Source organism: Kitasatospora sp. NPDC059408 (assembly GCF_042751525.1).
Classification (GTDB): Bacteria; Actinomycetota; Actinomycetes; order Streptomycetales; family Streptomycetaceae; genus Kitasatospora.
The window spans coordinates 36,501-62,440 of sequence record NZ_JBHYWI010000005.1; the positions used below are offsets into that span (position 1 = coordinate 36,501).

A 25,940-nucleotide genomic window follows, 5' to 3' on the forward strand; every position below is an offset into this window, starting at 1 on the left:
GGAGGACGTCATGACCGACACCGCAGCCGGACCCCTCCGGCGGCCGAGGCCCTCCGGGAGACCGGTCGGGCTCGCGGCCCGGGGCGAGGAGCCCGACCTCGTCCCGATGGGCCGCGCCGACGCGGTGGTCTTCGCGGTCGGCGACGCCGAGCGGGCCGCCCGGCGCTACACGGAGGCGCTCGGCCTGCGCTGCACCGCCTACGCGGGGCCGGAGACCGGCGAACCGGAGACCGTCTCGTACGTGCTGGACGCGCCCGGCACCCGGTTCGTGATCACCTCGCTGGTGCAGGTGATCGGCCCGCGCGGGCGGGAGCTGGCCCGGCACCTGGCCCGCCACGGGGACGGCGTGCTGGACCTCGCGGTGGCCGTGCCGGACGTGTACTACGCGTACGACTACGCGGTGGACCGGGGCGCGGTCTCGCTCGCCGAGCCGTACGTCGTGCGGGACCGGCACGGCACGGTGGCGCTCGCCGCGATCGGCATGCCCGGCGGGACCCGGCACACGCTGGTGGACCGCTCGCGCTACGCCGGGCCGTACCTGCCGGGGTACGTGCCGTTCCGGGGCTGGTGAGCCCGGGGGCCCGGCCGGCGGGGCGTCAGCGGACCGCCGTCTCGACGATCGGCGGGTGGCCGTTCCAGTAGACGAACACCGAGTTGGCCTGGTTGTCCTTGGTGAAGTCCACCCGCATCCACTGGTCGCCGTTCCACACCTGCATCTGCCAGCCCGGGTCCGGGGTGGCCGAGACGAGCGAGGCCCGGTCCGGGCGGATGTCCAGGGCGACCCGGCCGCCGGGCACCGGGTAGCTCTTCACCGAGGACGTCGCCGTGGTGGCCGCGGGCACCGGGCGGCGCGAGGTCGGCGGGGCGGCGGCCGTGGAGGCCGGCGCGCGGGAGGCCGAGGCGGACGGGGAGACGGGCTGGGCGGACACGTCGGGCTGCGGCGCGGACCGCTCCTCGCCCGGGCTCGCGGTCGGCGTGCGCGGGCCGCCGCCGGTGGCCGGGGAGGGCAGCGGCAGGGCCTTGGGCTGTTCGAACGCGTCGCCGGTCAGCACGGCGTGCACGCCGAACCAGGACAGCGCCACCGCCGCCCCGGTGGCCGCCGCCCAGGCGCCGAGTTGTACCAGTCCGTTCCGCATCGTGCGGACATCCTGCCGTACTCCGTGCCCGGGCGGACCGGCACCCCCGTTAATAGGAAGGGGAGTTGCACAATGTCCGGGCCGCGCCCCCGCCGCCCCCCGACCGACCCCCGAGGTACAGACCAGTGACCGCCCATGGCGTACCGTGCAGGGCCATGGCAACAGTGCTCGTGGTCGAGGACGACCCCTTCGTACGTTCCGCGCTCATCCGGCACCTGACCGACACCGGTCACGCCGTCCGCAGCGTGGGCACGGCCCTGGAGGCGCTGCGGGAGGTCGCCCAGGTCGGCTGCGACCTGGTGATCCTCGACCTGGGGCTGCCCGACCTGGACGGCAGCGAGGCGCTCAAGATGATCAGAGGGCTGACCAACGTGCCGGTGATCATCTCCACCGCCCGGGACGACGAAGCCGAGATCGTCCGGCTGCTCAACGACGGCGCCGACGACTACTTGGTGAAACCTTTCTCCGGAGAGCACCTGAGCGCCCGGATGGCCGCCGTGCTGCGCCGCATCGGCGGCGGAGCCGCCCCCGTCGCCCAGGTGCTGCGGGTCGGCGGGCTGGCCATCGACCTCCAGCGCCGCGAGGCCGTCCTGGACGGGCGGCTGCTCGACCTGACCCGCCGCGAGTTCGACCTGCTGGCCTTCCTCGCGGCCCGCCCCGGCGTCGTGGTGCCGCGCAAGGAGATCCTCGCCGAGGTCTGGCAGCAGACCTACGGCGGCGACCAGACCATCGACGTCCACCTCTCCTGGCTGCGCCGCAAGCTCGGCGAGACCGCCTCCAGCCCCCGCTACCTGCACACCGTCCGCGGCGTCGGGGTGCGGCTGGAGGCCGCCGGGGACCAGGGGGAGCACCGGACATGAGGCGCCCGGACACCGGGCGGTTCGGGCTCTCGCTGCGCTGGGCGCTGATCAAGGCGGCCGTCGCCGGGACCACCATGGTCGCGCTGGCCTTCCTCATCCCGCTCGGCCTGATGGTCCAGCAGACCGCCCGGGACCGCGCCTTCACCGCGGCCGAGCGGCAGGCCGCGGCGCTCGGCCCGGCCCTCGCCATCACCACCGACCAGGACGCCATCGACCGCGCCCTGGCCAGCACCGACGCCGGCGCCCAGAACCGGATGGCCGTCCACCTGCCCGCCAGGGTGCCGCCCGCCGTCGCGCCCGGCGACGGCGGCCCCGGCGGACCGACCATCGGTCAGGCCCGGGCCGCCGCGGCCGACGTCTCCACCGCGAGCGGACAGGGCCGCTCCTTCACGGTCGGGGTGCCCGGCGGCTACGCGCTCCTCCAGCCGGTCGCGGTCGACACCGGCCGGACGGCCGTCGTCGAGGTGTTCGTCGCCGACGGCGACCTCACCCGCGGCGTCACCACCGCCTGGCTGGTCCTCTCCGCGGTCGCGCTCGGCCTGGTCGCCATCTCGGTGCTGGTCGCCGACCGGATGGGCACCCGGATCGTCGCCTCGGCCCGCCGGCTCGCCTCCGCCGCCCGCTCGCTGGGCGCGGGCGACCTCGCCGTCCGGGTGCCGGTCGACGGCCGGGTGGCGGCCGGCAGTCCCGAAGAACTGCGGGAGGCCGGCCACGCGTTCAACACCATGGCCGACCGGGTGGTCCAACTCCTCGCCGCCGAACGGGAACTGGCCGCCGACCTGTCGCACCGGCTGCGCACCCCGCTCACCGTCCTGCGGCTCAACGCCGCCTCCCTCGGCGAGGGCGACGCCGCCGACGCCACCCGGCACGCCGTCGCCCAGCTGGAGCGCGAGGTCGACCAGATCATCCGCTCCGCCCGCCGCTCGCCCGGGGACGCGCCCGTCGTCGCCGTCGGCTGCGACGTCACCGAGGTGCTCCGCGAGCGGGTCGGCTTCTGGTCCGCGCTCGCCGAGGACGAGGGTCGCCGCTGGCAGCTCGCCGGGGCCGACCGGCCCCTGCCGGTGCCGGTGCAGCGCGGCGACCTGGCCGCGGTGGTGGACGCGCTGCTCGGCAACGTGTTCCGGCACACGGCGGTCGGCACCGCGTTCTCGGTGGACGTCCTCGCGACGGACGGCTCGGTCATCGTGCTGGTCGGCGACGCGGGCCCGGGCTTCAGCGACCCGGCCGCCGCCCTCAAGCGCGGCGAGGGCCACGGCGGCGAGGGCTCGACCGGCCTCGGGCTGGACATCGTCCGCAAGCTCGCCGAGTCCACCGGCGGCGACCTCGCCCTCGGCCGCTCCGCCGTGCTCGGCGGCGCCGAGCTCCGCCTGCGCCTGCGGACCCGCCCCGAGGTCGCCTCCCCGCGCACCGGGCGGCGCCGCAGCCGTGCCGCGCTGTTCCAGAAGTAGTCGTTCGTGCAAGGGAGTTCACGGGATGGGCTGGCGCGTCGAGGCGTTCGAACGGGACGGCGACGCGCTGTTCGCCGAGTACCCGCTGCCCGGATTCACCGAGGCCGAAGCCGTCCGGGTGGTGGGCGACCACCCGGACATGACGGCGGGCTTCCCGCTGGACGCCGGGCAGCTCGCCGCGCCGGCCGGCTGGCGCGGCGCCGCACCGGATCCGGAGGCCGCCGCCTACTTCCTGAGCGTGTTCGCCGACCGACGCTCCGGACGTCTTCCTTAACGGCCCCCTAAGGGAGTTCTACCCCTCGCTCAGCAGGCCCGTTCCGGCCCTCCGGCGCCGCTAGCGTCGGTCCCGCCGGTCACCCGACCGAGCCGGGACGGCCGTCCGGACACACCCACGCACCCGCGTCCGGCCGACGGTCTCCCGTAGGCACCCGCGGAGGTAGCGCGCCCATGACGATCCAGCCCGACCGCCGTTCCGGCCACCGCAGGCGCAGCCGCAGGGGCGCCGTCATCGGGGCCTCGGCGGTGGCCGCCGCACTGGTCGCGGGAGGTGCCGTCGTCCTCGCCACCTCGGCGAGCGCCGCCTCGCTCGGCGCGGTCTACAGCCGGACCAGCACCTGGGACTCCGGCTACACCGGCCAGTACCTGGTGACCAACCCGGACGCCGCGGCGATCGACGACTGGACGCTCACCTTCGACCTCCCGGCCGGGGCGAGGATCGACTCGCTCTGGAACGCGACCTTCACCGCCGACGGGCAGCACGTCACCGTCCGGCCGGAGTCGTGGGACAAGCGGCTGGAGCCCGGCAAGAGCGTCGTGGTCGGCTTCGTCGCCCAGGGCGCCGGCGCGGCGCAGGGCGAGCCGGCCAACTGTCTGATCAACCACACGTCCTGCAAGGGCGGCGACGGCAGCGTGCCGACCCCCTCGGGCCGTCCGACCGCGACGGCCACGGCGACTCCCACCGCGACGGCGACCCCCACCGCTACCCCCACCGCGACCGCGACCGCGACCGCCAAGCCCAGCCCGACCGCGACGGCGACGGCGACCACGAAGCCGACCACCCCGGCCCCCACCCCCACGGCGACCGGTGTGCCCGTGCCCCCGCCCGCCGCCGGGGCCGGCTTCGCCCCGTACGTCGACACCTCGCTCTACCCGCCGTACGACCTGGTCGCCACCGCCAAGGCCACCGGCGTGAAGAACGTCAACCTCGCGTTCGTCGTGTCCGGCGGCGGCTGCACCCCCAAGTGGGGCGGCGTCAGCGACCTCTCCACCGACGCCGTGGCCGCCCAGATCGGCGCGCTGCGGGCGGCCGGCGGTGACGTCCGGGCGTCCTTCGGCGGCGCCAACGGCACCGAGCTCGCCGCCGCGTGCTCCTCCGTCGCCGACCTGGCCGCCGCCTACCAGAAGGTCGTCGACGCGTACGGCCTCACCCGGCTCGACTTCGACGTCGAGGGCGGCGCGATCGCCGACGCCGCCGCCAACGGCCGGCGCGCCCAGGCCATCGCCCAGCTCCAGCGGACCGCCGCCGCCAAGGGCCGGCCCCTGGACGTCTCCTTCACCCTGCCCGCGCTGCCCTCCGGCCTGACCCAGGACGGCGTCGACCTGGTCGCCGGCGCCAAGGCCGCCGGCGTCGCGATCGGTGCCGTCAACATCATGGCGATGGACTTCGGCGACGGCGTCGCCCCGAACCCGCAGGGCCGGATGGGCACGTACGCGATCGCCGCGGCCACCGCGACCCAGGCCCAGGTGAAGAGCGTGCTCGGGCTGGACGACGCGGCCGCCTGGCGCAAGGTCGCCGTCACCCCGATGATCGGCGTCAACGACGTCGCCAGCGAGGTGTTCACCGTCGCCGACGCCAAGCAGCTCGCCGACTTCGCCGCCGGCAAGCACCTGGCCTGGCTGGCGATGTGGTCCGGCACCCGGGACAAGGCCTGCGACGGCGGTGCGAAGGCCTACGCCGACGCGAGCTGCAGCAGCATCGTCCAGCAGCCGCTGGACTTCACCCGGGCCTTCGGCGCCTACACCGGCTGACCTCGGGCCGGACCCGCTTCCCCTCCCCGCGCCCGGGCCGGGCGTGCTCCGATCCGCGACGGAGCACACCCGGCCCGGGCCTTTCGTCACCCTGCGTGACCGTTCGTGGCCGGGCCCGCCCGGCGGCCATCCGGTATCGTCGCTGGTTGGCCGAGCGGTGGACGGAGTGGACAGTGACAGCGGTGCAAGACGAGCGCAGCCCGGTGCGGACCGCACCCGACCCCTCGCCCGGCCCCCTGTCGGAACGGCTGAAGCACGCGTTCGGCGCACCCGTCCGCTCCCTGCGCGAGGCCCCCCGCCGGCCGCTGCTGGCCGTCTCGGCCGTGGCGTTGCTCTCCCTGGTCGTGTACGCCGTGGTCCGCCACTTCGTGCACACCTCGATGGTCGACATGATCGTCTACCGGGCCGAGGGCGCCGCCGTCGCCAACGGCACCGACCTGTACGCACTGCGCGTCACCGAGTGGAACCTCCCCGCGACCTACCCCCCGTTCGCGGCCATGCTGTTCGTCCCCACGACCTGGTTCCCGGTGCCGTTCCTGCGGGTGGCGATCACTCTCGGCAACCTCGGGCTGCTGGCGCTGCTCACCCACCTGTCGTTCAAGCTGGTCGGCTGGCCGCGCAGGGAACTGCGGCCGCTCGGCGTGATCCTGGTGACCGGCTGCGGCGTCTGGCTCGAACCGGTGTTCACCACGCTCCGCTACGGCCAGATCAACCTCGCGCTCGCCTGCCTGATCCTCTGGGACCTCACCCGCCCGGACGCCCGCCGCAGCAAGGGCGTGGCGATCGGCATCGCGGCCGGCCTCAAGCTCACCCCCGGCCTGTTCGCCGTCTACCTGCTGCTCACCGGCCGGATCCGGGCCGCCTTCGTGGCCGGCCTCACCTTCCTCGGCACCTTCCTGATCGGCGCGGTCGCCCTGCCCGACGCCACCTGGGGCTTCTGGACCAGGTACCTCTACGACTCGTCCCGGGTCGGCAAGACCGAGATCGTCGACAACCAGTCGCTGCGCGGCGCCTTCGCCCGCCTCCTGCACACCGCCGACCCCGGCACCCTCGCCACCCTCGGGGCCGGCGCGGCCGCCGTCGCCGGGCTCTTCGTCGCGGCCTGGGCCGCCCGCAGCTCCCGCTGGCTGCCGCGCGCCGAGGCCTGGGGCGTGTGCTGCGCCGCCGTCACCGCCGTGCTGATCTCCCCGATCAGCTGGACCCACCACTGGGTGTGGTGCGTGCCGGTGCTCGTCCTGCTCGCCGCCGAGGCCTCCGTCGAGCACGCCCGCCCGGCGGCCGTCCGCAGGGTCCGCTGGCGGGCCGCGTTCTGGGCCACGCTCCTCGCGTTCTTCTCCTTCGCGATGTGGGCCGCCAAGCCGCAGGGGCCGGCCGTCCTGCACATGGGGCCGCTGCGCCAGCTGCCCACCTCGGTCTACCCGTGGGTCGGGCTCTGCTTCCTGCTCGCCGCCGCCATCCGGATAAGGGCCCGGCGGCGGGCCGGCGGCGCACCGGTCGTCCGGCTGCCCGGGCAGCGCGACGGCGGACCCGGCGTCGCGCGCGAGCGTCAGCAGGCCCCCGCGGCCCGCTGAGCCGCGCCGGGCCCGGCCCGGCGTCGGGTCGGGTGCGGGCCGGTGGTGGGCCGGGTGCCGCTGCGGCCGGTCCCCGTCCGGCCGGGTGCCCCCGTCGGGGCGGATCCTCACGCGAGCAGCTCGGCGAGCGAGCCGTCCATGTCCAGCGCGGCCAGCTCGCTGCCCGGGGGGACGAGCCGGTGCGCCCGCTCCAGCCAGGCCGCGACGACCGGCAGCGGCGCCTCCAGCAGCGCGTCCCCGGCGGGGGAGCTCAGCGCCAGGCACAGCACGCTGCGCCGGCCCGAGCGGGTCGGCCAGATCCGCACGTCGCCCTGGCCGCACGGGCGGAACGTGCCCTCGACCAGCAGCTCGCGGGCGAACACCCAGGTCACCGGGGAGCCGGAGTCCAGGTGGAAGGTGATGTAGACCGCGTACGGGTCGTGGCTGCCGTACGACAGGCGGGCCTGGACGGGGACGCTGTGTTCGGGGGAGAGCACCAGGTTGAGCTCCAGCTCGTGCTCGACCACGCTGACGGGGCGATCCATGATCGTCTTCCTCTCTGCCTTCGGTTCGTGCCCGGTTTCGGGCCCTGTGACCTTTGAGAGAGCGGTCCGCACCGGCTCTTACTCGTGTTTCCGGAATTTCTTCGGGAAGTTCGGCCCGGGGTTGTGAACGGATGGGGCGAGGGCGCGCGACGGCATTCGCGCGCCAGGGGGCGGCGCGGCCGGATCCCATACCCCGGGCGGGCTCCCGGTGTCCGGTGATTCGCCAACTTCCCGTCACCGGTCCGCCGAGGTACTACCCTTTGTGACTGCCCGGCGACTGTCCGCCCTTCCGGTGATGCCCCCGCACGCACCGACCGCGTAGCCGCCCGCCGCGCCCCGGGCCGCCCGCGGGCCCGCCGGGCGGGCGTGCCGCGGTGGCGCCGCCGGGACCTGCCAGGAAAGAAGACCCTGCATGACGGACCAGTCCTTCGCCGGCGGCGCGGATACGGCGGTCGGGCCCGAGCCGGGCTACTACCCCGACCCCTCGATCCCGGGCTTCGTCCGGTACTGGGGCGGCTCCGCCTGGGTGCCGGGCACCAGCCGGCCCGCCCCGGCGGAGGGCGAGGTGCTGGAGCCGCCGCGTTTCGCGGCCCGGCGGCCGGGGGCGGGTGCCGGTGCCCTGGCAGGGGTGCGGCCGGTGCCGCCGCCCGCCCCCGCCCGGGAGCCGGAGCCCGCCGCGTCGGACGGCGGGGGCGGCGCGGGCGGCGCCGGGGAGCGCGCCTCCGGGGACACCGGGCCGGTGTACCTGGACCAGACGGAGGGCGGGGCGTCGTTCGTCGTGGGGCCACGGATGGAGCCGGTCGTGGAGCCGGTCGGCGGGCCGGTCGTGCAACCGGTCGGCGGGCCGGTGTTCCGGACGGGCGGGGAGGAGGCCGGTGGCCCTGGTGCCTCCGGTGTCTCCGGTGAGCCGTCGATGGCGGTGGACGCGTCCGGGTGGCAGGTCGATCCTCGGGCGCAGCGGGGGCTGATGGAGACGGGCGGGGCGCCGCGCTGGGTCTCGTGGGGGGTGCTTCCGGAGGCGCCCGGGGAAGAAGAGGGGCGCGCGGGCGAGGGGCGCACTCCGGTTGATGAGGCGGCGGCGGTCGATGCCGATCCGGTGGCGGTCGGCGTGGCCGGCGGCCCTGCGGCGGTGCTCGTCGGGGGCGTTCCGGCTGCGCCGGCTGCCACGACTTCCACGACTGCTCCGGCTTCTCTGGCTTCTTCGGCTTCTCCGGTTTCTTCGGTGGCGGTGTGGGCGCCGGAGCGGGCGACGGTGGCAGAACCGGTTCTCGCCGTATCCGCCCCCGCTTCGGAAGGGCCCGGCAAGGCTGCGGAAGCGGGGGCGGCCCAGGCCCCGGCCCCGGCGCCGACCCCCGCCGCCCGTCCGCAGCGGCAGGCCGCCAAGCGCCGCCGCCCCGCCCCCGCCCCGCCCGCCGGGCTCGGACGGCGTCTCGTCGCGCGCGCCGTCGACACCGCCGTCCTCGCGGTCGTCGCCACCGCGGCCGGGATCCCGCTCGGCAACTCCGTGTCCGACCACATCCAGCAGAAGCTCGACCAGGCCCGGATGGCCAGCGCCCTCAGCCGCCACGAGGTCCAGGTGTGGCTCGTGGACGACGTCGTGGTCGGCAAGATCGCCGTCCTGCTCGGCATCCTGCTCTTCGTCAGCCTGCTCTACGAGGTGCTGCCGACCGCCCGCACCGGCCAGACCTTCGGCAAGCGGCTCACCGGGATCCGGGTGGCCGACGCGGCCGCCTCCCCGAGCGCCGCCGTCCGCACCCGGCTGAGCCTCGGCCGGTCACTGCTGCGGTGGGTCGTCAGACAGCTCTCCCTCCTCGTCCCCGTCGCCCTGCTCTGGCCGCTGCTCGACCGCTCGGCCCGGCGCGGCTGGCACGACCGGGCGGCGCGCACCCGGGTCGTCCGCGACTGAGCGGCGGAGTTCGGCCGCTCCTTGCCCTCACCGCGCTCACCGCCCTCCCTGTCATCCCTGCCCTCGCCGTGCAAAACGGACTGAATATCCCAAACCATGAGAATGTGTGATGTTCTACTCGGGGCATGAGTACCCACGACCCCTCAGGCCCTCAGCCGGAGGGGGGCGGCAAGCCCTCCTTCGACAAGCAGTCCCCGCAGCCGGGCGGCGGCACGCCGGAAGGCACGCCGTCGGACCCGTACGGAAGCCCGCCGCCCGCCGACGCCCCCCAGGACCGCCCCGGCGCGTACGGCGGCACGTACGGTGGCACGCCCCAGGATGCACCCGGTTACGGCCAGGCCCCGTACGGGCAGCAGACCTACGGCCGGCCGCCGTACGGACAGGACCCCTACGGCCAGAACCCGCCCGGCCACGACCCGAACGCGTACGGATCCCCCGGCGCCGGACCCGTGCCCGGGATGCCGCCCATCGGCAGCTGGCCCAACCGGATCCTCGCCCGGATCATCGACTACCTGCTCGTCCAGGTGATCGGCGTGCTCCTCGTCCTGCCCTTCGCGAGCCTCGGCGACCGCTCCGGCGAGACCGGCGCGTTCTGGCTCGCCTGCGCCCTCTACCTCGTCTACGAGGGCCTCATGCTCGGCCGGGACGGCCAGACCCTCGGCAAGAAGGCGATGAAGGTCCGCGTCGCCATGCTCGTCGACGGCAACTCGCCCACCCAGTCCGCCGCCTGGACCCGCGCCGCCGTCTACATCCTCCCCGCCGTGCTCTGCTGCGCCGTCCTGTGGTGGATCATCGACGGGCTCTTCGGCGTCTTCGACAAGCCCTACCGCCAGTGCATCCACGACAAGGCCGCGAAGACCGTGGTGGTCTCCACGGCCTGACCGGTGGAGCGGCGACGCCCGAACGGGACGCCCGGCGGCGGATCAGCGCTGCCGGGCGTACTCGTGCCCGGCCGGCGCCGGCACCCGGGCCGTCCGTCCGGACCTCGACGGCAGGGGCAGCAGCGCCACCAGCGTGCCGAGCGCCAGGGCGAACCCCACCAGCACCGCGACCTCCAGGACGCCCGAGGCGCCCGAGACGGCCAGCAGCGCCACGGTGGTGGCGACGACGGTGAACGTACCGAGGAACAGCTGGGCAGCGGACGGACGCGGCATGGCGGGGTCCTTCGCACGTCGGGGGAAACGGGCGGTCGGGGGGATCTGGCCGGCGTGGTGGTGCAGGCCGCCAGGAGTCCTACCCGGAACAGGAGTTCGGTAAGTCCAGGCTAAGCCGGCGGCCCCGGGGCACGGGGGGCGCACGGGCTCACCCCGGGGTCGTCCGGGCCCCTCGGTACGGTGATCGGGACCGACCCTTCACTCTTCAGGGGGAACCGCCCGTGCCCATCCCCGCCGACTGGCCCACCACCGAGGCCGAGGCCCGCGCCGAACAGGAGCGCCTCCGGCCGCTCGTCCAGGCCCACGACGACCCGGACGCCGCCGCCGTACGGCTCGTCGCCGGCGTCGACGTCGCCTACGACGACGACCGGGACCTCGTCGTCGCGGCCGCCGTCCTCCTCGACGCCGACACCCTCGACGTCGTCGAGCAGGCCACCGCCGCCGGGCGGATCCCCTTCCCGTACGTCCCCGGACTCCTCGCCTTCCGCGAGATCCCCGCCGTCCTCGACGCCCTCGCCGGCCTCACCCGCACCCCCGACCTCGTCGTCTGCGACGGCTACGGCCTCGCCCACCCCCGCCGCCTCGGCCTCGCCAGCCACCTCGGCGTCCTCACCGGCCTGCGCACCCTCGGCGTCGCCAAGACCCCGTTCACCTTCGACCACGAGGCCCCCGACACCCCGCGCGGCTCCACCAGCCCCCTCACCGACCCCGCCACCGGCGAGGAGGTCGGCCGGGCCGTCCGCACCCAGCCCGGCGTCAAGCCCGTCTTCGTCTCCGTCGGCCACCGCATCGGCCTCGGCGCCGCCGTCGCCACCACCCTCCACCTCGCCCGCCGCTACCGCCTCCCCGAAACCACCCGCCACGCCGACCACCTCTGCCGCGGAGCGCTGACAGCGGCGCAGGCGGCGTCAACGAACTGATGCCACAACGGGTTTGGCGCGGCGCACGTGTGTTAGACATGGCCTAGTCAAACGGACGTACCGGGGAGGCGCCGCCGATGGCCGCGGGCACTGGCACGGGAACGGGAACGGGCACGGGGCCCAAAGGCGCCGCGGGGCGGGGCTACCGGGTCGAGGTCGAACAGCTCCGCGCCTTCGCCGCCCAAGTGCGGCTCCTCCTCGACGAGTTCCAGCACCGCGCCGACGGCACCACCACCCACGGCCAGAGCGCCATCGGCCGCACCGCCCTCGGCACCTTCGCCGAGGCCACCGAACTCCACGGTCGCTACGACACCATGCGCGACGCGCTCCGCGACATCCTCAACCAGCTCCAACAGGCCGTCGACGAAGCCCAGAAGAAGGCCGAACTCACCGCCACCACCTACGAGGAACACGAACGGCACACCGCGGGCACGCTCCAACTCGCCTCCGACGGCTGGTCCGTGGCCGCCCCCTCCGCCACCAGCCAGGCCGCCTACCAGCGGACCACCGCCCCGCCCGCCCACCACGGCGGCAAGTCCGACCGCTGACGAACGGAGGCGATTCGCCCGTGGCCTACACCGACTTCGGCGCGTACAGCCACACCCAGCTGCGTGCCATGGTCCAGGCCCTCAACCCCGGCGAGGTCATGGCCGCCGGCGACCCCTGGCGCCGCGCCGCCGACACCCTCAAGGCCATCCGCACCACCCTCACCCGCGCCAGCACCGAAGCCGCCACCACCTGGGAAGGCACCACCAGCGACGCCTTCCACACCCGCATGCTCCACCTCGCCGACCGCATCAACCACGCCGCCGCCTACGCCAACGACGCGGCCAACACCCTCCACCACGTCGCCGACGCCATCGCCAAGGCGAAACGCGACATGCCCGAAGAACCCGGCAACTGGGCCCAGTTCAAGGACGCCGTCACCACCTTCACCGACGACGACCCCACCCCGCTGGCCGCCCGCAAGAAAGCCGAAGCCGCCACCGTCATGCAGACCCTGGCCATGCACTACCGCACGGCAACCCCGATGCTGAAGGCGCCCAGCCCACTGGGTGAGCCGCCGAAGAATCGGAACTGGCGGGGGACCGTGGAGGACGCCCCGGCGGGTTTGGAGGCGGATGGGCCGGCAGCCATCGGCTCAGCCATGGCCGCATACGGATTAGGCAGCGTCGACGCGAGCGCGGTGCGAGAAGGCCGAGCTCGTCCGTCAGTGCCGCGAACTGCCGACGTCCGGGATGCCGGAGAGGCAGGCAAGAAGGGGCCGTCGGAATCCGGCGCCAGGGGTGGAACAGCTGTGCCGCTGTCGAAGGTCCCGATCGTTACCGATTCCGGCCATGCGACCGGCATCCAACCCCAGGCTTCCGAACCTGGAGCGCGGGGCAATCCTCCGCGCCCTGGCCTTGCGACTGTGACCGCAGGTGTAACGGACAGTCAGCCTGGTAGTGGCTCCGATGGGATCGAAGAGCCACCACGAGGAGACAAGCCGACCAATCGGGCGCCGAGCAGTGTCGGAGTGGTCGTGGGAGCCGGAGGTGAAGCTGTCCCCGCGAAGTCGGGTGCCATTCCAGGACGGAGCCTGGGCAGGGTCGTCGGAGGGGAGGGGCGTCCAGCGGCCAAATCCGGTAGGAAGGAGGCCTTCACCGAGGGCGGATCCGGCTTGGGCGTTCGCGCCCGGGCCCGTGGAGCCACTGAACTGCGTCCCGGAGGGGCAGCGGGGCAAGGAGTTGCGCCGCCCTGGGCGGGGGCCCACGCGGGTAAGGGCGACACGAGGAGGGCCAAGCGTCCGGACTACCTGGTAGAGGACGAGGAGACCTGGAACTCGACCATGCCCGCCAATCCGAACGTGGTGCAATGAGCGCTGTCCCCGTAGGGGGCGGGCCAATCCGACCGGCCAGGCCGCAGCTCACCGATCTGCGGCCTGGCTGCCGCGCTGAGTTGGAGTGACCGGGCTTGACGAGCGACCGATTGGCGCGCTGCGGTGTCGTGCTTGCTGTTGGGGCCGTGCTGTGGGGGAGCGCGTCGGCGCCCGCCGGTGCGGATCAGATCCGCGACCAGCAGTGGTCGTTGAAGCAGTACCAGGCAGAGACGAGGGTCTGGCCCGTCAGCCAGGGCGAGGGAGTGATCGTCTCTGTGGTGGACAGCGGTGTCATGGCGGACCACCAGGACCTGACCGGGCAGGTCCTCGCCGGAGCCGATTTCTCCGGCGCGAAGACCGACGGGCGCGTGGACGACGAGGGTCATGGCACCGGGATCGCGAGCTTGATCGCGGGACACGGGCACGGGTCCGGATCGGGCGTCATGGGCCTCGCGCCGAAGGCGAAGATCCTTCCGATTCGGATCAGGGCGGCCGGTGAGCACCCGGAGCTCCCGCAGTCCGATATCGAGCTGGCCGTTCGCTACGCGGCCGATCACGGTGCGAAGGTCGTCAACCTGTCGGTCGGGGGCTATGACCGACTCGATTCCGCCGCCCGGCAGGCGATCCTCTACGCGGTCGCCAAGGACGTCGTGGTGGTGGCCGCCACCGGGAACAGCGGCGATTCCGGGGCGTCGGTGGAGTATCCGGCGGCGTTCCCCGGGGTCGTCGCCGTGGGCGCCGTCAGCGAGAACGGCTCGGTGTGGGAGCGATCGACCTCCGGGCCCGAGACGACCTTGGTGGCACCCGGTACGGCGATCTACCAGGCCACGGCCAAGTCGACGTCGAGCTACGGCGTCGGGGACGGGACCTCGGATGCCGCCGCTTACGTCTCCGCCACCGCCGCGCTCGTCCGGGCCGCCTACCCCGGGTTGTCGGCGGGGCAGGTGATCAACCGGATGATCACGTCGGCGTCGGCGCCGGCCGATGCGTCGGCTGTGCCGAACGGCAGGTACGGGTACGGGATCCTCGCGCCGGCCAAGGCCCTGGAGGCGAATCCCGCCGTCGACGGCGGGCCGCGTGAGAATCCGTTGGTGCACCGGGCGGAGTCGCAGTATCCCGATGCCCGGTCCGCTGACGACTCCCCCGCGCCCGTCGTTCCCCGGGCTGCTGCGTCGGCCGGGTGGTACCGGGTCGTGTGGGGGCTCGTCGGTGGTGGGGTTCTGCTCGTCGGGGGGCTTGCCGGGTGGGTGTGGTGGCGGGTGCGGCGGGGGTAGGTGCCGTGGCGGCAATTCGGTGGGTGTTGGCGGCCATGGTGCTGGTCGGGGCTGTGTGCCGGGTTCCATGCTGGGGGCATGAGTGATTCGGGGAACACCGCCGCCATCGTGCCGGACGTCAAGGACTGGACCTGGGTGCTGGAGCGCGCCTGTCCGGAGTGCGGGCTGGAGACGCCGGCCGTCGTCCGGGAGGACGTCGCGGGCATGATCCGGGCGAACGCGGCGGGTTGGGTGGCGCTGCTGGGGGCGGACGGGGCCGCGGTGCGCCGGCGGCCGGCGCCGGGGGTGTGGTCGGCGCTGGAGTACGCGTGCCACGTGCGGGACGTGTTCCGGCTGTTCCACGTGCGCCTGGGGCTGATGCTGACGCAGGACGGGCCGCTGTTCGCCAACTGGGACCAGGACGAGACGGCCGTCGCCGAGCGGTACGGGGAGCAGAGCCCCGCCGTGGTGGCGGAGGAGCTGGTGGCGGCGGCCGAGGTGCTGGCGGCGGCGTTCGACGCGGTGGCGGGGGAGGAGCAGTGGCGGCGGACCGGGAGCCGGAGTGACGGGGCGCGGTTCACGGTGGAGTCGTTCTCCCGCTACCTGGTCCACGACCCGGTGCACCACCTGTTCGACGGGACCGGCGTGCGGCACGCGTAGTGCCTCACCAGCCGGAGGCCTCGCGGTGCATGGTGCGGCGGAGCCGGCCGGCCACGCTGGCGGTGTCGGTGCCGATGACGTCGGCGATCTCGGGTGCGGCGAGGCCGACGACGTAGTGGAGGATCGCCAGGTCGTCGTCGGCGGGGTGGCGCTGCGGGGTGGCGGGCACGGGTCGGCGCGTGTGTTCGGCGACGGTGCCGCGCAGGATCTGCCAGGCGTGTGCGGTGGGGTTGGCGGTGCCGAGCAACTCGCGCCAGTGGACGGCGATTTCGGCGAAGGCCTGTTGGACCGCGGTGGCCGCCTCGGTGCGGTCGGGGAGCCAGACCCGGGCGTAGCTGAGGTACCGCGGGCGGTGGAGTTCGCAGAAGGCGGCGAAGTCCACCGGCACGTCCGCGGGCAGGACGAGCGGAAGGTCGACGGCCAGGTCCGCGGCCAGGTCCGCGGGCGTGCGCGCGGAGGCGCCCGCGGGCATGCCCGGGGGTGCGTCGGCCGGTGCCCGGCCCGGTGGGCCGGCGGGTTCGCCGGGCCTCGGGGGCGGCTCGGCGGAGCTCGGGTGGCGGTTGGTCATCTCGGCTTCTCGGCAAGGGAGATGGGTGTCTGACGGTCGATCATCTGTGCTCACTCTACGGTAGGCCCTCGGTGCGCTGGGTGACCAATCGGATGGAATGCCCGGATCCCGCCGCCGCTCGGCCGGTTCCCGTGCCGGCGGGTGCGGCGCGGTGCGGGCGCGGCCGGTGCGGCGGCGGCGGGGGGATCGGCGGGAGGGTGGTGCGCAGTGCCGCTGGGGCGTGGGGGTGAGCGTGTCGAGGCTGGTCAGAGGTGTGCGGGGGCGTGCTGTCGGTGAGGTCGGCGTGGGTCGCGCGGCGGTTGATGTGCCACCGTAGGCCTTGTGGCGGCCTGCGTCCACGCCTACGGCGCGAAGGCGTGCGCGCGCAACCGCACGCACGACCGGGGCGCCCGATTCCCGGCGTCCGGGGGTGGTGCGGCCACGCCCCGGGGGCATGCTGCCCGGGGCGTGGAGAGGTTGACGGTCCGTCAGTGGTGCGGGCGGGCCTCCACGGGGGAGATGCGGTCGTCCGCGGCGGTGCTGCGTTCGGTCTGGGCGGGGAAGGTTTCGATGGCCCGTCGGCGGGCGAGCTGTGCGGCTGCCGCGGCGGCGGCTCCGGCGGCGCTCGCGGCGGCGGCGGTCGTGCCCGCGCTCTCCTCGCAGGGGTGGGTGGAGTGCGCGCCGGTGACGCGTCGTCGGCGGCCGAGGGCGGTGCGTGCGGCGTGCTCCTCGGCCGCCTGTCTCGCCGCCAGGTAGGCCTGGACGGCGGCCATGCCGTAGACGGGCTGGATGAGCTGGTGGCCCTTGAAGAAGGGTCTGGCGGGGGCGAAGCCGGCGGCGACGACGAGGTCGCGGATCTCCGCTATCTCGGCTTCGCTGCGGGCGGTGAAGCGGACCTCCCACCCCTTCTTGTACGTATGGCCCTGTTCGCCGCTGCGGCGGGCCGGGTCCGGGCGGCGGACGTATCCGGGCAGGCGGCCGAGGCGGAGTTGGGCCGCGCGGAGGCCTGCGGTCTCGTCACGTGACATGACGTAAGCCTAGGCAATCCGGCGGGCGGGAGTGACGCCTGGAGGGTGTCTCGCCGTATGCCTTTGGTCACCCTCGGTCAGACGACCTGGTCGGTGATCGTTTTCGATCAGATAGGACAAGCATATTGGCATCCATTACTCCGAAAGAGTGAGGGTATGGGGACTTTAGTGCGGGCTGGTCCCGGTTTCGCGACGGTTGGGTAACAGTGCGTCAGGCGGTGGCTCGCAGGTCCGGGCGGTTGGGGATGGTGTCGGCATGACCTACCGCATCCCCTCGCCGCCGCCGTCCCTGGAGGAGCTGGCGAAGCGTCAGCAGAACGTCGTCACCGCTAGCCAGCTGCGCGCCCGGGGCGTGCCGGCTCGTCTCATCACCGAGCACTGCCGCCGGGGCGGCCCCTGGCAGCGCGTCCTGCCCCGGGTGTACCTGCTGCAGGTCGGGGAGCCCACGCCGGAGCAGCGGATGTGGGCCGCGCTGCTGTACGCGGCGCAGAACGGCCGCGAGGAGGGCCGCCGCGAGGGCGCGGTGATCACCGGCACGGCGGCGCTCGCGCTGTACGGCTTCGCCGCCGTGCCGCGGCTGCCGGCCGTCACCGGGGTGGACGTCCTGGTGCCGCGCCAGCGCCGCCTGAAGGACGTCGGCGAGGTGCGGATCCGGCGCACCGAACGGGAGTTGGTGGCCCGCTCGGTGCACGGCCTGGCCTGTGCGCCGGTGGCCAGGGCGGTGGCCGACGCGCTGTGCGAGTGGACGGCGGACGGGATGGCCCCGGCGCCGGTCCGGGCGGTGCTGCGGGAGGCCGTGTCGCGGCCCGAGGGCCGGTGCACGGTGCGGGAGTTGGCGGCCGAACTGGCCGAGTCGGGGCTGACCTCCGAGCCGCGGGTGCGGGCGGCGCTGGACGAACTGCTGGCCGCCGAGCGGGAGTCGGTGCTGGACCGGCTCGGCGGGCTGGTGGACGAGTGGCTGCTGCCCGTCCCGCTGGCCGGCCCGGAGCTGCGGATGCGTGGCGGCACGTACATCGCCGTCCCGGACCTGTACTGGCCGGAGCGCGGCGTCGCGGTGGAGGTGGACTCGGACCTGCGCTGCGTCAGCGAGGGGGAGGCCGCGTGGGTGCGCGGGGGCCAGCACCGGATGGAGTACCTGGGGATCCGGGTGGTCTACGTCAGCGGGGCGCGCCTGGCCGCCGACCCGGAGGCCGTCGGCGGCGAGCTGCGCGAGGCCTTCCGGGAGGGCGGGACGGACGTGGTGGAACTGCTCCTCGCCTAGCTCCTCGGCTAGGGCCGTGGCACTGGCGGTGCCTCAGCGCACCACCGGAGCGCCCACCAGCTCGACCCCGGCCGCCCGGAGCTCCTCCAGCGCGGCGGCGGTGGTCCCCGCCGCGACCCCCGCGGTGAGCTCCAGCAGGACGCGGGTGGTGAAGCCGGCCCTGGCCGCGTCCAGCGCGGTGGCCCGGACGCAGTGGTCGGTGGCGATGCCGACCACGTCGACCTCGTCGACCTGGCGCTCGCGCAGCCACTCGACCGGCCCGCGCCCGTTCTCGTCCAGCCCCTCGAAGCCGCTGTACGCGGCCGAGTGGGCGCCCTTGTCGAACACCGCCTCGACCGCGCCGGAGATGACGGCGGGCGCGAAGTTGGGGTGGAAGCCCACGCCCTCGGTGCCGGCGACGCAGTGCACGGGCCAGCTGGTGACGTAGTCCGGCTCGGCGGAGAAGTGGTCGCCCGGGTCGATGTGGTGGTCGCGGGTGGCGAGGATGTGGTGGTAGCCGGCGGAGGACTCGGCGATCAGGTCGGTGATGGCGGCGGCCACCTCGGCGCCGCCGGCGACGGCCAGGCTGCCGCCCTCGCAGAAGTCGTTCTGCACGTCGACGACGATCAGTGCCCGGTGCATGGCTCGCATCCTCGAAATGTGGGGGGCGTCCGGTGGAAGCGGGTGCCCCGGTGGTGGGGGTCCCCGGGAGCGCCCGGCCCGCGGGCGGGTGAGCGCGCGCGGATCGTTCGCGGGGCGTACGCTCCGCCGTCCGGCTCGGCCGGTCGTCACGGTGTACGCGGGGAGTTCCCGGGGACTCCATGGGAACTCTACGGCTGACTCTAGGGAGTGGCGCGCGGAGGCGGAAGGCCCGTGGAGCCGTCCGCCACCCGCGCCCGGTGTTCAGAGGTGCAGTTCGGTCGGCAGGACCGGGTCGCCCTTGGAGAGCTGAGTGGCCGACAGCGGCAGCGCGGCCCGGGCGCGGACGTGCCGGTCGCGCGCGGCGCCGAGCGGTTCGCGGCCGACCGTCTCGCCGGCCAGGACGAGCGGCACCTGCGTCAGGTGCGGCTCCAGCTCGGCCGGGACGGGCCCGGTGCCGACCACCTCGGCCTCGGCCACGCCGTCCGCGTCGGGCCGGCGGGCGGCCCACTTGCGGCCGCCGATGCTGGTCTTGCCGCCGGCCGCGCGCTTGGCGACGGGCACCAGCGGCCCGTCCGGGGTCTCGGCGCGGGCGACGAGCTTGTAGACCATGGCGCAGGTCGGGTGGCCGCTGCCGGTGACCAGGCTGGTGCCGACGCCGTACCCGTCGACGGGGGCGGCGGCGAGCGCGGCGATCGCGTACTCGTCGAGGTCGGAGGTGACGATGATCCGGGTGTTCTCGGCGCCGAGCTCGTCGAGCTGGCGGCGGACGCGGTGGGCGAGCAGGGTGAGGTCGCCGGAGTCGATCCGGACGGCGCCGAGTTCGGGCCCGGCCACCTCGACGGCGGTGCGGACGGCCTCGCGCAGGTCGTAGGTGTCGACCAGCAGGGTGGTGCCCTTGCCCATGGAGGCGATCTGGGCCCGGAAGGCGTCCCGCTCGCTGTCGTGGACGAGGGTGAAGGCGTGCGCGGCCGTGCCGGTGGTGGGGATGCCGTGGGTGAAGCCGGCCTCCAGGTCGGAGGTGGCGGCGAACCCGGCCACGTACGCGGCCCGGGCGGCGGAGACGGCGGCCCGCTCGTGGGCCCGGCGGGCGCCCATCTCGATGACGGGGCGGCCGGCGGCGGCGGCGGTCATCCGGGAGGCGGCGGCGGCGATCGCCGAGTCGTGGTTGAGGATCGAGAGGATGACGGTCTCCAGGATCACCGCCTCGGCGAAGGTGCCGGTGACGGTGAGCAGCGGCGAGCCGGGGAAGTAGACCTCGCCCTCGGGGTAGCCGTGGATGTCGCCGGTGAAGCGGTAGTCGGCGAGGTAGCGCAGGGTGTCGTCGTCGACGACGCCCTGGCCGGCGAGCCAGTCCAGCTGGGCGGGCGTGAAGCGGAAGTCCTCGACCGCGTCGAGCACCCGGCCGGTGCCGGCCATCACCCCGTAGCGCCGCCCGTTCGGCAGCCGCCGGGTGAACACCTCGAAGACGGAGCGGCGGTGCGCGGCCCCGCTGCGCAGGGCGGCCTGCAGCATGGTGAGCTCGTAGCGGTCGGTGAACAGCGCGGTCGAGCCGGCCGCGCGCACTGAAGTGGCGTCCATGAGGATGATGCTACTACCACTTAGCGTCAGTTTGACGATTTCTCATGACCGGGCCGGGGCGAAATCGCCTGGGGGTCCCCCGGATGGCAGCATGGGCACTGGAAGCGCATGGACGTCGAGCGCGGGGAACGCGCAGCGAGGAGGACCCGGCGGTGAGTGTCGCGCCCGTGGAGATCGAGCGCCCGGAGGTCGAAGGACTGCCGGTGACGGAGCCCGACACCCCCTGGGTGACCATCGTGCACAACGACCCGGTCAACCTGATGAGCTACGTCCAGTACGTTTTCCAGGCCTACTTCGGATACCCGAAGGACAAGGCGCGGAAGCTGATGATGGACGTCCACACCAAGGGCCGGGCGGTCGTCTCCAGCGGGTCCCGCGAGGAGATGGAGCGCGACGTCCAGGCGATGCACGGCTACGGCCTCTGGGCCACGCTGCAGCACGACTGACCTCAAGGGCCCCGGCGGATCCCCGCCGTGCGGCCGGCGTGCGGCCGATGTGCGAACGACGAGTGACGACGAAGACGGGCTGACCGATACAGATGGCTGGGTTGTTCGAGAGCACCGGTGGCGGGAGCGCGGCGATCGCGCTGGACGAGGTCGAGGCCTCCATCCTGCGCTCGCTGGAAGTGCAGATGCTGGAGCTGATCGGCCCCGGCCCGGGCGGGGAGGCCGCCGACCCGCTGGCGGCGCTGTTCGCCGAGGGGCCGACCGAGGCGCCCACCGATCCGGCGCTGGCCCGGCTCTTCCCGGACGCCTACGGGGATCCGGCGAAGCCGGCGGACGCGGAGGCCGAGGCGGCCGCCGCGGAGTTCCGCCGCTACACCGAGCTCGACCTGCGGGCCCGCAAGAGGGATGACGCGCTGTCCGTCGTCCGGTCGCTGGACGGCCTCGGCGGCGGTGGCGTGCTCAAGCTGCCCGCCCCGGACTGCCTGCGCTGGCTGGGCGCGCTCAACGACCTGCGGCTGACGCTGGGCGCCCGGCTGGAGGTGACCGAGGAGGACGAGCAGGGCCTCTACGACCTGCCGGACGGCGACGAGCGCAAGCCGCTGGTCATGGCGTACCTGTGGCTGGGCGCGCTCCAGGAGTCGCTGCTGGAGGCGATCGCGGACTGAGGTCCTTGCGCCGCCCCGGTCGTCCGCCTGCGGTCGATCGTGCCCGATCACGGGCGCGCCCCGGTTGATTTGTCCAGGATGTGGACGATCTGCCGGGGCATTCCCGCTCAAATCGGGCGAACCATACCAGGTCATGCTCAAATAACGCTCAGATGAACACCGCTCTCCGAACCCTGCGTGGTACGACTTCTCCACCCCACGAGACCCACCCAGGACGGTGCACCATGGCCGAGCAGCAGTACGACCAAGTGGTCGACGCCACACCGGACGAGGAGGGCTACGAGCGGGGACTCGGCAGCCGCCAGATCCAGATGATCGCGATCGGCGGCGCCATCGGCACCGGCCTGTTCCTCGGCGCCGGGACGGCGATCTCCAAGTCCGGCCCGAGCCTGATCCTCTCCTACGCCGTCGCCGGCGTGGTGATCTTCGCGATCATGCGGGCCCTCGGCGAACTGCTCACCTACCGCCCGGTGTCCGGCAGCTTCGCCGAGTACGCGCGCGAGTTCCTCGGCCCCTTCGCCGGCTACGTGACCGGCTGGACGTACTGGCTGTTCTGGGTCGTCACCGGAATGGCGGAGACCACCGCCGCCGCGGTGTACGTGAAGTTCTGGGCGCCCGGCTTCCCGCAGTGGGTCAGCGCCCTGTCCTTCCTCGTCATCCTCTACGCGGCCAACCTGATCTCGGTGAAGCTGTTCGGCGAGATCGAGTTCTGGTTCTCGATGGTCAAGGTCACCGCCATCATCGGCATGATCCTGATCGGCATCGGCGTGCTCACCCTCGGCTTCAGCAAGGCCGGTGACACCGCGTCGATCACCCACCTGTGGCAGGACGGCGGCTTCTTCCCCAAGGGCATCGGCGCCACCGTGATGACCCTGCAGATCGTCATGTTCGCCTATCTGGGCGTCGAACTCGTCGGTGTCACCGCGGGCGAGAGCGAGAACCCCGAGAAGACCCTGCCGCGCGCCATCAACACCCTGCCCTGGCGCATCGCGCTGTTCTACATCGGCGCCCTCGTGGTCATCCTCTCCCTCGTGCCGTGGACCGAGTTCCAGCCCGGCGTCAGCCCGTTCGTCGCCGCCTTCGGCAAGATCGGCATCCCCGCCGCGGCCGGCATCATCAACTTCGTCGTGCTCACCGCCGCACTGTCCTCCTGCAACTCCGGCATGTACTCCACCGGCCGCATGCTGCGAGACCTCGCGCTGCGCGGACAGGCCCCCGGGCAGCTCACCAAGCTCAACTCCCGCCGCACGCCGGCCTTCGCGATCACCCTGTCCTGCATCCTGATGGGTGCCGGCGTGGTGCTCAACTACCTCGTCCCGGCCCGGGCGTTCGAGTACATAACCTCCGTCGCCACGGTCTGCGGCCTGTGGACGTGGGCGATGATCCTGATCGCCCAGATCCGCTACCGCAAGGCCTGGCGGGCCGGCCACCTGCCGGCCCCCACCTTCAAGGCGCCCGGCGGCGCGTGGGTCAGCTGGGCCGCGCTCGCCTTCCTCGTCCTGGTCGTCATCCTGATCGGCTTCGACGAGGACAACCGGATCTCGCTGTACGTCTTCCCGGTCTGGGCCGTCGTGCTCGTGGTCGGCTACCAGGTGCTCAAGAGCCGCCGCCCCGAGGCCGTCCACGGCGTCGCGCACGACCACCTGCACGCCCCGGCCGGCGCCGACGAGACCCGCTGACCGCTCCCCGGACGCCCCGGCGGACAGCCGCCGGGGCGTGGCTATCCTGACCGCATGCTGACCATCACCCGAGAACTGCGCGACCGGATCGTCGCCCACGCCCGCGCCGACCACCCGGACGAGGCCTGCGGCGTGGTCGCCGGACCGGCCGGCAGCGGCCGTCCCGAGCGGTTCGTCCCGATGCTCAACGCCGCCCGCTCGCCCACCTTCTACGAGTTCGACTCGGGCGACCTGCTCAAGCTCTACCGCGAGATGGACGACCGCGACGAGGAACCCGTGATCGTCTACCACTCGCACACCGCGACCGAGGCCTACCCGTCGCGCACCGACGTGAGCTACGCCTCCGAGCCCTTCGCCCACTACGTCCTGGTCTCCACCGCCGAGGGGAACGGCCCCGAGGACGCCTACCAGTTCCGCTCGTTCCGCATCGTGGACGGCGAGATCACGGAGGAAGACGTCCAGGTCGTCGAGGCCTACCCGGCCTGACCCGCACCCGCCCGGGCACGGCCCGCCGACCGTCACCGGACGGGCGGCGGGCCGCCGTCGTCCCCGGCGAGTCTCACCAGAGGGAACGAAAACATCCGGATCCCGAGACGGACGTGTCGGAGCGGGGTCGGGAATCTATACGATGAGCCCATGCGTTCCGTCGATGTGAGCACCCAGGCCCCGGGCACCCGCCTCGTGGCGCGCCTGCACGTCGACCTGTGCCGGCTCGCCAGTGCGATCTGTCCCGGCACGCCCGCGCGCTCGCGCTGAGCCGCCCACGCCCCACCGGGCCCGCCGCCGCAGGCCGTGCCGCGCCCCGGAACCCGCCACCCCGCCGCGCCCGCTGCGGCCCACCCACCTCACGACTCGCACAGGAGCGCACCCATGGCCATCGAGGTCCGCATCCCGACCATCCTCCGCACCTACACCGACGGCGCCAAGGCCGTCGAGGGCACCGGCAGCAACCTCGGTGAGCTCTTCACCGACCTCGACGCCCGCCACCCGGGCATCGCCGCCCGCCTGCTGGAGGGCGGCGAGCTGCGCCGCTTCGTCAACGTCTACCTGAACGACGAGGACGTCCGCTTCCTGGAGGGCATCTCCACCGCCGTCGCCGACGGCGACAGCGTCACCATCCTGCCCGCCGTGGCCGGCGGCGCCCGCTGATCCCCGGCCCTGCCGGCCCGCCCGCGCGGGCGGGCCGGCAGGGCCACCTTCCCGACCCTCACCGCCGTGGCCGGAGGCCTCCCTTGCGTTACGACAGTCCGCTCGAAGCCGTCGGCAACACCCCGCTGGTCCGCCTGCCGCGGCTGTCCGCCGCCGTTCCCGGCAACGCGGAGGGCCTCGTGACCCTCTGGGCCAAGCTGGAGGACCGCAACCCCACCGGCTCCATCAAGGACCGCCCGGCGCTGCACATGATCGAGCGGGCCGAGGCCGACGGCCGGCTCACCCCCGGCTGCACCATCCTCGAACCCACCAGCGGCAACACCGGCATCTCGCTCGCCATGGCCGCCAAGCTCAAGGGCTACCGGATGGTCTGCGTCATGCCGGAGAACACCAGCGAGGAACGGCGCGAACTGCTCCGCATGTGGGGCGCCGAGATCATCTCCTCCCCGGCCGCGGGCGGCTCCAACACCGCCGTCCGGATGGCCAAGGAGATCGCCGCCGAGCACCCCGACTGGGTGATGCTCTACCAGTACGGCAACCCCGACAACGCGGGCGCCCACTACGCCGGCACCGGCCCCGAGATCCTCGCCGACCTGCCGACCGTCACCCACTTCGTGGCCGGCCTCGGCACCACCGGCACCCTCATGGGCGTCGGCCGCTTCCTGCGCGAGAAGGTCCCCGGCGTGCGGATCGTCGCCGCCGAACCGCGCTACGACGACCTCGTGTACGGGCTGCGCAACCTCGACGAGGGCTTCGTCCCCGAGCTTTACGACGCCGAGGTGCTCACCACCCGCTTCTCGGTCGGCTCCGCCGACGCCGTCCGGCGCACCCGCGAACTCCTCCAGCAGGAGGGCATCTTCGCGGGCGTCTCCACCGGCGCCATCCTGCACGCCGCGATCGGCGTCGGCCGCAAGGCCGCGGCGGCGGGGGAGCGGGCCGACGTCGTCTTCGTCGTCGCGGACGGCGGCTGGAAGTACCTGTCCACCGGCATCTACACCGCCGAGTCCACCGAGGCGGCCGTCGAGGCGCTGCAGGGCCAGCTCTGGGCGTAGGGCGCCTCGCGCGGCTCCTGGCGCCGTGGCCCTAGCTGCCCTGCAGGGCCCGCTGGGCGCGGTCCCAGACCTGACGGTCCACCGTGCCGGCCCGGCGGCGGAAGGCCGACAGCGGCACCCGGCGCAGCTCGTCGGTCTCCAGCCAGCTGGTCCGGCCCTGGCTGTCGTCCACCGAACCGGGCGGCAGCGGCAGCACCCCCGGGCGTTCGACGTGGTGCTTGCTGGTGATCTTCGCGACGGTCGCCGTCCGGCCGTCCACCCGCAGCACCAGGCACGGGCGGTCCTTCGAACCGGGGCCGTCCTCGAACGGCACCTCGGCCCACCAGATCTCCTGCGGCGCCGGCCCGGAGCGGCCCGAGCCCGCCGGGCGGGGCCGGGGCCCGGCCGGTCCGGCGGGGCGCGGGGCCGGGCGCGTCGCGGGCCGGGAGGCCGGCCGGGACCGCCGCACCAGCGCCGACGCGACGGCCGCGAGGACGGCGACGCCCACGACGGCCAGGACCACCCAGATGCCAGTAGTGCCGTTCATGCGGCGAACCGTACCGGCCCGTGGTGAACCCCACCACTGTGAGCGCTGTGACAGTTGAGTATTTGTCCGC

29 protein-coding genes are annotated in these 25,940 nt (G+C 73.9%); 21 read left to right on the plus strand and 8 right to left on the minus strand.

Going from position 1 to position 25,940, the window contains the following annotated elements; all coding sequences use genetic code 11:
- Positions 1-10 precede the first annotated feature (10 nt).
- Positions 11-571 (plus strand): VOC family protein, encoded by a 561-nt coding sequence (locus ACFXDE_RS05710; protein WP_380435118.1) that lies wholly within the window; start codon positions 11-13, stop codon positions 569-571.
- Between the two features lie 25 nt (positions 572-596).
- Here ACFXDE_RS05710 and ACFXDE_RS05715 read toward each other — a convergent pair whose 3' ends face one another.
- A complete protein-coding gene (locus tag ACFXDE_RS05715; RefSeq protein ID WP_380491226.1) occupies positions 597-1,136 on the minus strand; it encodes a hypothetical protein in 540 nt (179 codons plus the stop codon).
- 155 nt (positions 1,137-1,291) lie between these two features.
- Here ACFXDE_RS05715 and ACFXDE_RS05720 point away from each other — a divergent pair, with 155 nt between their 5' ends.
- From ACFXDE_RS05720 to ACFXDE_RS05740, 5 genes are all read left to right on the plus strand, one after another.
- Positions 1,292-1,996 carry a response regulator transcription factor gene (locus ACFXDE_RS05720; RefSeq protein WP_380435120.1) on the plus strand — a complete coding sequence of 235 codons (705 nt, stop codon included), beginning with the start codon at positions 1,292-1,294 and terminating at the stop codon, positions 1,994-1,996.
- A gap of 32 nt (positions 1,997-2,028) precedes the next feature.
- Positions 2,029-3,444, plus strand: a complete 1,416-nt coding sequence (locus tag ACFXDE_RS05725; RefSeq protein ID WP_380435294.1) for a sensor histidine kinase — start codon at positions 2,029-2,031, stop codon at positions 3,442-3,444.
- A gap of 25 nt (positions 3,445-3,469) precedes the next feature.
- Positions 3,470-3,718, plus strand: a complete 249-nt coding sequence (locus tag ACFXDE_RS05730) for a hypothetical protein (protein WP_380491230.1) — start codon at positions 3,470-3,472, stop codon at positions 3,716-3,718.
- A 173-nt stretch (positions 3,719-3,891) separates the two neighbouring features.
- Positions 3,892-5,472, plus strand: coding sequence for a cellulose binding domain-containing protein (locus ACFXDE_RS05735; protein WP_380491233.1), 1,581 nt, complete (start codon positions 3,892-3,894; stop codon positions 5,470-5,472).
- Between the two features lie 173 nt (positions 5,473-5,645).
- On the plus strand, positions 5,646-7,043 hold the full coding sequence (locus tag ACFXDE_RS05740) for a glycosyltransferase 87 family protein (protein ID WP_380491237.1): 1,398 nt from the start codon (positions 5,646-5,648) through the stop codon (positions 7,041-7,043).
- Between the two features lie 107 nt (positions 7,044-7,150).
- Here ACFXDE_RS05740 and ACFXDE_RS05745 read toward each other — a convergent pair whose 3' ends face one another.
- On the minus strand, positions 7,151-7,567 hold the full coding sequence (locus ACFXDE_RS05745; protein ID WP_380435124.1) for an SsgA family sporulation/cell division regulator: 417 nt from the start codon (positions 7,565-7,567) through the stop codon (positions 7,151-7,153).
- Positions 7,568-7,979: 412 nt separating this feature from the next.
- Here ACFXDE_RS05745 and ACFXDE_RS05750 point away from each other — a divergent pair, with 412 nt between their 5' ends.
- Positions 7,980-9,473 (plus strand): RDD family protein, encoded by a 1,494-nt coding sequence (locus tag ACFXDE_RS05750; RefSeq protein ID WP_380491240.1) that lies wholly within the window; start codon positions 7,980-7,982, stop codon positions 9,471-9,473.
- A gap of 125 nt (positions 9,474-9,598) precedes the next feature.
- Positions 9,599-10,354 carry an RDD family protein gene (locus ACFXDE_RS05755; RefSeq protein WP_380491243.1) on the plus strand — a complete coding sequence of 252 codons (756 nt, stop codon included), beginning with the start codon at positions 9,599-9,601 and terminating at the stop codon, positions 10,352-10,354.
- A gap of 42 nt (positions 10,355-10,396) precedes the next feature.
- Here the strand turns inward: ACFXDE_RS05755 and ACFXDE_RS05760 are convergent, their stop codons facing one another.
- On the minus strand, positions 10,397-10,627 hold the full coding sequence (locus ACFXDE_RS05760; RefSeq protein WP_380435127.1) for a hypothetical protein: 231 nt from the start codon (positions 10,625-10,627) through the stop codon (positions 10,397-10,399).
- Between the two features lie 221 nt (positions 10,628-10,848).
- Between ACFXDE_RS05760 and ACFXDE_RS05765 the strand changes: the two genes are divergently transcribed.
- From ACFXDE_RS05765 to ACFXDE_RS05785, 5 genes are all read left to right on the plus strand, one after another.
- Positions 10,849-11,547 (plus strand): endonuclease V, encoded by a 699-nt coding sequence (locus ACFXDE_RS05765; protein ID WP_380491245.1) that lies wholly within the window; start codon positions 10,849-10,851, stop codon positions 11,545-11,547.
- A gap of 77 nt (positions 11,548-11,624) precedes the next feature.
- Complete coding sequence (locus ACFXDE_RS05770; protein WP_380491248.1) at positions 11,625-12,095, plus strand: hypothetical protein; 471 nt, start codon at positions 11,625-11,627, stop codon at positions 12,093-12,095.
- 20 nt (positions 12,096-12,115) lie between these two features.
- On the plus strand, positions 12,116-13,405 hold the full coding sequence (locus ACFXDE_RS05775) for a WXG100 family type VII secretion target (protein WP_380491250.1): 1,290 nt from the start codon (positions 12,116-12,118) through the stop codon (positions 13,403-13,405).
- 95 nt (positions 13,406-13,500) lie between these two features.
- Positions 13,501-14,679, plus strand: coding sequence for a S8 family serine peptidase (locus tag ACFXDE_RS05780; protein ID WP_380491252.1), 1,179 nt, complete (start codon positions 13,501-13,503; stop codon positions 14,677-14,679).
- A 78-nt stretch (positions 14,680-14,757) separates the two neighbouring features.
- Positions 14,758-15,318, plus strand: coding sequence for a DinB family protein (locus tag ACFXDE_RS05785; RefSeq protein WP_380491254.1), 561 nt, complete (start codon positions 14,758-14,760; stop codon positions 15,316-15,318).
- A 4-nt stretch (positions 15,319-15,322) separates the two neighbouring features.
- On the opposite strand, the gene ACFXDE_RS05790 is transcribed toward ACFXDE_RS05785, so the two are convergent.
- Positions 15,323-15,886 carry a hypothetical protein gene (locus ACFXDE_RS05790; RefSeq protein WP_380491256.1) on the minus strand — a complete coding sequence of 188 codons (564 nt, stop codon included), beginning with the start codon at positions 15,884-15,886 and terminating at the stop codon, positions 15,323-15,325.
- A 467-nt stretch (positions 15,887-16,353) separates the two neighbouring features.
- Entirely contained in the window at positions 16,354-16,893 is a 540-nt protein-coding gene (locus ACFXDE_RS05795; protein ID WP_380435134.1) for a hypothetical protein, read from the minus strand.
- 256 nt (positions 16,894-17,149) lie between these two features.
- Here ACFXDE_RS05795 and ACFXDE_RS05800 point away from each other — a divergent pair, with 256 nt between their 5' ends.
- On the plus strand, positions 17,150-18,154 hold the full coding sequence (locus ACFXDE_RS05800) for a hypothetical protein (RefSeq protein ID WP_380435135.1): 1,005 nt from the start codon (positions 17,150-17,152) through the stop codon (positions 18,152-18,154).
- Between the two features lie 33 nt (positions 18,155-18,187).
- Here the strand turns inward: ACFXDE_RS05800 and ACFXDE_RS05805 are convergent, their stop codons facing one another.
- Together ACFXDE_RS05805 and ACFXDE_RS05810 are read right to left on the minus strand one after the other, a co-directional pair.
- Positions 18,188-18,775, minus strand: coding sequence for an isochorismatase family protein (locus ACFXDE_RS05805; RefSeq protein ID WP_380435136.1), 588 nt, complete (start codon positions 18,773-18,775; stop codon positions 18,188-18,190).
- A 261-nt stretch (positions 18,776-19,036) separates the two neighbouring features.
- The gene (locus ACFXDE_RS05810; RefSeq protein ID WP_380491259.1) at positions 19,037-20,353 is read right to left on the minus strand and encodes a nicotinate phosphoribosyltransferase; all 1,317 of its coding nucleotides are present in this window, start codon (positions 20,351-20,353) and stop codon (positions 19,037-19,039) included.
- Positions 20,354-20,505: 152 nt separating this feature from the next.
- Here ACFXDE_RS05810 and clpS point away from each other — a divergent pair, with 152 nt between their 5' ends.
- From clpS to ACFXDE_RS05845, 7 genes are all read left to right on the plus strand, one after another.
- The gene (clpS, locus tag ACFXDE_RS05815) at positions 20,506-20,799 is read left to right on the plus strand and encodes an ATP-dependent Clp protease adapter ClpS (protein ID WP_280680041.1); all 294 of its coding nucleotides are present in this window, start codon (positions 20,506-20,508) and stop codon (positions 20,797-20,799) included.
- 92 nt (positions 20,800-20,891) lie between these two features.
- Entirely contained in the window at positions 20,892-21,464 is a 573-nt protein-coding gene (locus ACFXDE_RS05820; protein WP_380435138.1) for a DUF2017 domain-containing protein, read from the plus strand.
- 224 nt (positions 21,465-21,688) lie between these two features.
- Entirely contained in the window at positions 21,689-23,143 is a 1,455-nt protein-coding gene (locus tag ACFXDE_RS05825; RefSeq protein WP_380435139.1) for an amino acid permease, read from the plus strand.
- A 54-nt stretch (positions 23,144-23,197) separates the two neighbouring features.
- Positions 23,198-23,629: a Mov34/MPN/PAD-1 family protein gene (locus tag ACFXDE_RS05830; protein ID WP_380435140.1), complete on the plus strand. Its 432-nt coding sequence runs from the start codon at positions 23,198-23,200 to the stop codon at positions 23,627-23,629.
- Between the two features lie 150 nt (positions 23,630-23,779).
- Entirely contained in the window at positions 23,780-23,899 is a 120-nt protein-coding gene (locus tag ACFXDE_RS05835; protein ID WP_327677307.1) for a putative leader peptide, read from the plus strand.
- Between the two features lie 114 nt (positions 23,900-24,013).
- On the plus strand, positions 24,014-24,292 hold the full coding sequence (locus ACFXDE_RS05840) for a MoaD/ThiS family protein (protein WP_218200404.1): 279 nt from the start codon (positions 24,014-24,016) through the stop codon (positions 24,290-24,292).
- An 83-nt stretch (positions 24,293-24,375) separates the two neighbouring features.
- A complete protein-coding gene (locus tag ACFXDE_RS05845; RefSeq protein ID WP_380491263.1) occupies positions 24,376-25,344 on the plus strand; it encodes a PLP-dependent cysteine synthase family protein in 969 nt (322 codons plus the stop codon).
- 31 nt (positions 25,345-25,375) lie between these two features.
- On the opposite strand, the gene ACFXDE_RS05850 is transcribed toward ACFXDE_RS05845, so the two are convergent.
- Positions 25,376-25,870, minus strand: coding sequence for a type II toxin-antitoxin system PemK/MazF family toxin (locus ACFXDE_RS05850; RefSeq protein ID WP_380491265.1), 495 nt, complete (start codon positions 25,868-25,870; stop codon positions 25,376-25,378).
- Between the last annotated feature and the right edge of the window lie 70 nt (positions 25,871-25,940).